The sequence below is a fragment of the Nonomuraea sp. NPDC049637 genome, from assembly GCF_040675235.1.
Taxonomy (GTDB): Bacteria; Actinomycetota; Actinomycetes; order Streptosporangiales; family Streptosporangiaceae; genus Nonomuraea.
In genome coordinates, this window is sequence record NZ_JBFAOM010000026.1 from 139,010 (window position 1) to 145,311 (window position 6,302).

5 protein-coding genes are annotated in these 6,302 nt (G+C 73.1%); all 5 read right to left on the bottom strand.

Annotated features, from left to right (window positions below):
• Window positions 1-15 precede the first annotated feature (15 nt).
• Window positions 16-1,242, bottom strand: a complete 1,227-nt coding sequence (locus AB0J71_RS31205) for a sigma-70 family RNA polymerase sigma factor (protein WP_364417319.1) — start codon at window positions 1,240-1,242, stop codon at window positions 16-18.
• Window positions 1,239-1,583: a YciI family protein gene (locus tag AB0J71_RS31210; RefSeq protein WP_352331477.1), complete on the bottom strand. Its 345-nt coding sequence runs from the start codon at window positions 1,581-1,583 to the stop codon at window positions 1,239-1,241. Before AB0J71_RS31210 ends, AB0J71_RS31205 begins: the two co-directional genes overlap by 4 nt.
• A gap of 71 nt (window positions 1,584-1,654) precedes the next feature.
• Window positions 1,655-2,131 carry an ATP-binding protein gene (locus AB0J71_RS31215; protein WP_352331475.1) on the bottom strand — a complete coding sequence of 159 codons (477 nt, stop codon included), beginning with the start codon at window positions 2,129-2,131 and terminating at the stop codon, window positions 1,655-1,657.
• Window positions 2,132-2,269: 138 nt separating this feature from the next.
• Window positions 2,270-4,618, bottom strand: a complete 2,349-nt coding sequence (locus AB0J71_RS31220) for a SpoIIE family protein phosphatase (RefSeq protein WP_352330563.1) — start codon at window positions 4,616-4,618, stop codon at window positions 2,270-2,272.
• Window positions 4,619-4,643: 25 nt separating this feature from the next.
• Window positions 4,644-6,302, bottom strand: a 1,659-nt coding sequence (locus tag AB0J71_RS31225) for a response regulator (protein WP_364417321.1), incomplete at its 5' end; no start/stop codon positions are given.

Consider the following 6,302-nt stretch of genomic DNA (forward strand, 5'->3'; position numbering starts at 1 on the left):
CGAAAAAAATCGTTGTCAAGCCAGCCGGGCGGCCTTGCCCTCCAGATAGCGCTGCTCAGGCAGGCTGAGCGTACGCCGGGCCGCCTCGCGGAAGGCCAGCGCCGCCCCCTCCGCGTCGCCCTCCATCTCCAGCAGGTGGGCGCGGACCGCGGCCAGCCGATGGTGGCCCGCGAGCCGGTCGTCGGCGGCCAGGCCGTCGAGCAGGTCGAGCCCGGCCCGCGGCCCGTGCACCATGGCCGCGGCCACGGCCTGGTTGAGCCGGACCACCGGGTTGTCCTCCAGCCCGGCCAGCACGCCGTAGAGCGCCAGGATCTGCGGCCAGTCGGTCTCGGCGGCGGTGGGCGCCTCGTCGTGCACGGCCGCGATCGCCGCCTGCAACTGGTACGGGCCCAGCGCGCTGGTGGCCAGCGCCTTGCTGACCAGCTCGACGCCCTCCTCGATCAGCCGCCGGTCCCACGTCGAGCGGTCCTGCTCGGCCAGCGGCACCAGCGAGCCGCCCGGCCCGGTGCGCGCCGCCCGCCGCGCCTCGGTCAGCAGCATGAGCGCCAGCAGCCCGGCGACCTCGCCGTCGCCGGGCAGCAGCCGGTGGACGAGCCGGGCCAGCCGGATCGCCTCGCCGGTCAGCTCGGGCCGCTGCAGGTCGGGCCCGGAGGTGGCGGTGTAACCCTCGTTGAAGATCAGGTAGAGCACGTGCAGCACCACGCGCAGCCGCTCGGCCCGCTCCGGCTCCGGCGGCGGCCCGAACGGCACCCCCGTGGACCTGATGCGCTGCTTGGCCCGGCTGATGCGCTGGGCCATCGTCGCCTCCGGCACCAGGAACGCCGCCGCGATCTGCGCCGTGGTCAGGCCGCCCACGGCCCGCAGCGTGAGCGCGAGCTGCGAGGGCTCCGACAGCGACGGGTGGCAGCACAGGAACAGCAACGTCAGCGTGTCGTCGCTGGACGGCGTGCGCTCCTCGCCCGGCGCCGGCTCGACGAACTCGTCGGCCGGGACGGCTACCGCCGCGCTCTCCTCCCGCCGCCGGCGCGCGCTCTCGCTGCGGAAGTGGTCGATGACCCGGCGGGAGGCGACCGTGATCAGCCAGGCCCGCGGGTTGTCCGGCACGCCCTGCTCGGGCCACTGCACGGCGGCGTCGAGCAGGGCCTCCTGGACGGCGTCCTCGCAGGCGTCGAACTGCTCGTAACGGCGGACGAGCACGCCGAGCACCTGCGGCGCCAGCTCGCGCAGCAGCCCTTCGATCACTCCGCCACCTCGTCGATGACGGGCCGCACCTCCATGGCGCACAGTCGCGCGTCCGGCCAGCGCGCGGCGATCTCGGTGGCCCGCTCGACGCTCGCGCAGTCGACGATCAGGTAGCCCGCCAGGTACTCCTTGGCCTCCAGGAAGGGGCCGTCGGTGACGGCGGGCACGCCGTCGCGCACCATCACGGTCTTGGAGGAGGCGGGGTCGCCCAGCGCCTGACCCCCGGCCAGCTCGCCGTTGGCCTCCAGCTCGGCCATGAGCGCGTCGACCTCGGCCATGACCTGGTCGAACCCGTCGGCGACGGCCTGCTGGGCGGCGGGGTTGCTGTAGATGAGCAGCATGTATTTCACCTGCCTCATCCTAGGGTTCCGGGAAATTGCCTCATCCTAGGGTTCCGGGAAATTGCCTCATCCTAGGGTTCCGGGAAATCCGGCCGGGCCGGGCCGGGCTCGGCGGGGTCGCAGCCCTGATGGACGAGGGTGCCGGGCGGCCGGTCGTGGGCGGTGCGCACGCTCATGTGCAGGCGTAACCGGGAGCCCCGCGGGCTCTGGTCGAGCTCGACGCGGTCGCACAGGTGCTGGATCAGCCACAGGCCGAAGCCGAACCCCGCCGAGTGGGCGCGGCCGTGTTCGGCCGCGGCCAGGTGGGCGGCGCTGAGCCGGCCGGCCTCGTCCGAGATCTCCACCGTGACGCCGCCGGAGCCGGTGCGGGCCACCACGGTGCCGGTGCCGCCGCCGTGGTCGAGGACGTTGGTGACCGCCTCGTTGACCGCCAGCACGAAGTTGTCCAGGCGCTCACCGGACAGCCCGGCGCGGCCGGCGTGGTCGCGCACGAGGCGGCGGATGGCGTCGAGATCGGTGCTGATGGGACAGCGTAGCTCCGGTTCCATGCCCATGGTCTGATCAGTCCTGCCTGGGTGTGGCGTGGCGGGGGACCCGGCTACGGTTGCTTACCAGACGAAAGCCCGGCAAACGCCCGCCCCGGCCGGCGTCCCGGGGCGCGGCCGGGGCGGGCGCGGCGCGGACGGCTACTGGAGGCGGGCGCCGATGATGCACGTGTCGTCGTCGGTGTCGGAGTTGCTGTGCGTCAGCAGGTGGTCGAGGCGCTGCTCCAGGGTGGCCGCGGGGTGCCGGGCGGTGTCCAGGAGCCGCTGCTGGGACTCGTGCAGGTTGACGTCCCGGCGTTCGATCAGGCCGTCGGTGTACATGAGCAGGATGTCGTCGGAGGCGAGCTGGACGTGCGTCTCCTCGTACTCGGCCTCGGCGACCGCCCCGAGCAGCAGGCCCTTGGTCAGGTCGAGCTCCCTGGCCTGGCCGTCGCGGACCAGGATGGGCGGCAGGTGCCCGGCCCTGGCGTAGCGCAGCACCCGGGTGCGGGGGTCGAACAGCCCGCAGATCGCGGTGGCCGTGACGTTCGCGGTCAGGTGGTGGGCGACCAGGTTGAGCCAGGTCAGCAGCTGGGCCGGCCCGGCGCCGGTGGCGGCCAGGCCGCGCAGCGCGTTGCGCAGCACGACCATGCCGGTAGCCGCCTCGATGCCGTGCCCGGCGACGTCGCCGACCGACAGCAGGATCTGCTTGGTGGGCAGCACGACCGCGTCGTACCAGTCGCCGCCGACCAGGTGCTCCTTCTCGGCCGGCCGGTAGCGTACGGCGATCTGCAGGTCGAACGCCTCCAGCGGCTCCCGGCTCGGCGGCATGATCGCCTGCTGGAGCTGCAGGGCCAGCCGGTTGCGCTCGGCGGCCTGCTGCTCGGTGTGGGCGAGCTGGTCACGGGTGGCGGCCAGCGCCACTTCTGTCCAGTGCTGGGAGGAGATGTCCTGGTAGGCGCCGCGGATGGACAGCAGCAGGCCGCTGTCGTCGAAGACGGGCTCGGCGACCACCCTGATGTGCCGGACGGTGCCGTCGGACCGCTGCAGCCGGTAGGCGGTGGAGGCCGGACGGCGGTGGTGCAGCACGGCCCGGACGAACCGGCCGATGGCCACGGCGTCGTCGGGGTGGGCGTGCGAGGCCAGGCGTTCCAGCGGGATGGGCGGCTCGTCGAGGGACATGCCGTACAGGTCGTGGAGCTGGGCGCTCCAGACGATCTCGCCGGTGAGCAGGTTCTCCTCGAAGCCGCCGATGCGCCCGAGACGCTGGGCGTGCTGGAGCAGGTTGGCGAGCTGGGTGTCCTGGTCCTGCAGCCGCCAGATGAGCAGCACGCTGTCACCGAGCCGGATGATCGCGACGCCCGCGACGGTGTGCAGCGGGATCTGGTCCACCATGGCCGTGAGCGTCATCTTCTCGGCCCTGAAGGTCTCGCCCGTGGCGTGCACGTGCTCGATCCTGGCCAGCAGCGCGCCCTCCTCGGCGGCCAGCGGGTACGCCTCCAGGAACAGGCTCCCGACGACCTCGCCGCGCGGCCGCCCGGCCGGGTCGAGGAAGCGGGGGTTGGCGTGCACGATCCGGAAGTCGGTCAGCCGGCCCTCGGTGCCCAGCTGCGGGCGCAGCACCAGCGTCGAGTCCGGCAGCGCGTCGGCCAGGTCGACCAGCTCGGGCACGACCTGGGGCTCGGGGACCGCCTGGTCGGCGGTCTCGAAGGTGTGGGCGCACAGGTCGGCCAGCACCTCGATCTGCTTGATGACCCGCGGGTCGGGCTGCGGCCTCGCGTCCGGCCAGCCGATCTCCAGCACGCCCAGGATCCGGCCGCCCGTGCCGGCCGGGGCGGTCGCCCGCGCGCCGGGGGTCTGTCGCTGCCCGATCGAGGGCAGGCCGACGGCGGCCAGGTCGTCCAGCCACACCGTGCCGCGGGCCAGCAGCGCGCGGCGGGCCGGCGTGGCCACGCCCGGCGGCACGTAACGCCAGCGCCTGGCCTCCTCGTCGGCCAGCCCCGCGTACCCGGCCAGGGTGAGCGACGCGTCCGGCCCGGCCTCCCAGATGGCGACCGTCGTCGCGCCGAGCGCGGACAGGGCGTGCTCCAGCAACGACTGCGCCACGGCCTGCGCGTCGGTGGCGGTCAGCGCCCCGTTCTCGGCGGTGCGCAGCCGCACCGCCACCTCCGCCGACTCCTCGGCGCGGGTCGAGTCCAGGAAGTCGCGGGCGGCCTCGCTGATGCGGTCATGGGCGGCCTGGTTGATGATGTCGGCGGCCAGTTCCAGCTGCGTCACGCCCGCCTGTTCGGCCAGGGTGGCGAGCTGTCTGGCGGCGGTGGCCAGACTGCACTGCAGGCGCTCGACGAGCACGCCCTTGGCCACCTCGACCAGGGCGCGGCCCTCGGCGGCCCGCTGGGCCTCCAGGATCTGGTTGTGCAGGCGGGCGACCGTCGCGGCCAGACGGCCGAGGTTGGGCGGCTCGGTACGCTCCGGCGGCACGGCGGCCGCCGGATCGTGCTGCTGGTGCACTGCGTTGCTCCTTGAGGGGGACGGGTCAGGCGCCGAGCCAGTGGCGGATGCGTTCGACGAGATGGTCGGCCTCGACGGGCTTGGTCACGTAGTCGCTCGCGCCGGCCGCCAGCGCCTTCTCCTGGTCGCCCGGCATCGCCTTGGCCGTGACCGCGATGATGGGCAGGTCGGCGTACTGGGCCATCGCGCGGATGCGGGCGGTGGCGGTGTAGCCGTCCATCTCGGGCATCATCACGTCCATCAGCACCAGGTCGATCTGCGGGTGGGCGACGAGCGTGTCGATGCCCTTGCGGCCGTCCTCGGCGTGCAGCACGTCGATGCCGTGCACCTCCAGCATGCTGGTCAGCGCGAACAGGTTGCGGGCGTCGTCGTCGACGATCAGCACGGTCCGGCCCGTCAGCGAGGTGTCGATCTCGGCCCCGGCGACCTGGTTGACGTTCCCGGCCCGGATCAGCGGCAGCACGTCGCCGGGCTGGTCGGCGGTCAGGTGCAGGGCGATGCGCTCGCGCAGCTCGTCAAGGCTGGACAGCAGCTCCAGCGGCTGGCCGCCCTCGCGCGTCTGCAACGGCACCGCCTGCTGGGAGCTGGCCCGCCAGTTGTTGTAGGCCAGGACCGGCACCGAGTTCAGGCCCTGGTCGCCGTCCATGGCCTCCAGCAGGCGGTAGGCGCTCTGGTCGGGCAGGTCGAGGTCGAGCACGATGCAGTGGCAGGGGTCGGCGGCGAGCGTGGCCGCGGCCTCCTGCGCTCCGGCGGCCGTGACGATCTCGATCGTCTCGTCCTTGCTCAGCGCCAGCTCCGTCACCACGCTCTCGGCCACGTGCGAGAGCAGGCCCTGCGGCCGTTCCTCGATGACCAGCAGGCGGCGCGGCTGCGGCTGGTGGGGCCTGGCCGGCGCGGCCGCCTCCTGCTCCGGCGTGGCGACGCGGGCGGCCTCGACGATCACCGAGGGGTCGGCCAGGGCCTTCTTCGGGGAGAGCCCGATGAAGTCCGGCCGGGCGATCGGCAGGTAGAGGGTGAACACGCTGCCCTGGCCCGGCGTGCTCTGCGCCCCGATCGCGCCGCCGAGCAGGTGGGCGATCTCGCGGCTGATGGACAGGCCGAGGCCGGTGCCGCCGTACTTGCGGCTGGTGGTGCCGTCGGCCTGCTGGAACGCGCCGAAGATGGCTTCCAGCTGCTGGGCGGCGATGCCGATGCCGGTGTCGACCACCCGCAGGGCGATGGCCGCGCCGTGCTGGCGCACCGAGGCGGGCAGCTCCTCCTGGGCGGCCGGCTCGATGCGCAGCTCGACGCTGCCGGTCTCGGTGAACTTGACCGCGTTCGACAGCAGGTTGCGCAGCACCTGGCGCAGGCGCGAGTCGTCGGTCACGACCTCCACCGGGATGCCGGGGGCGTTCGTGATCGTGAAGTCGAGGCTCTTCTGCGACGTCATCGGCCGGAACGTGGCCTCGACGTAGTCGAGGAGCTGGCGCAACGGCACGCGTTCGGGGTTGATGTCCATCTTGCCCGCCTCGACCTTGGACAGGTCGAGGATGTCGTTGATCAGCTGGAGCAGGTCGGAGCCGGCCGAGTGGATGATCTCGGCGTACTCGACCTGCTTGGGCGTCAGGTTGCGCGTGTGGTTCTGGGCCAGCAGCTGGGCCAGGATGAGCAGCGAGTTGAGCGGCGTGCGCAGCTCGTGGCTCAT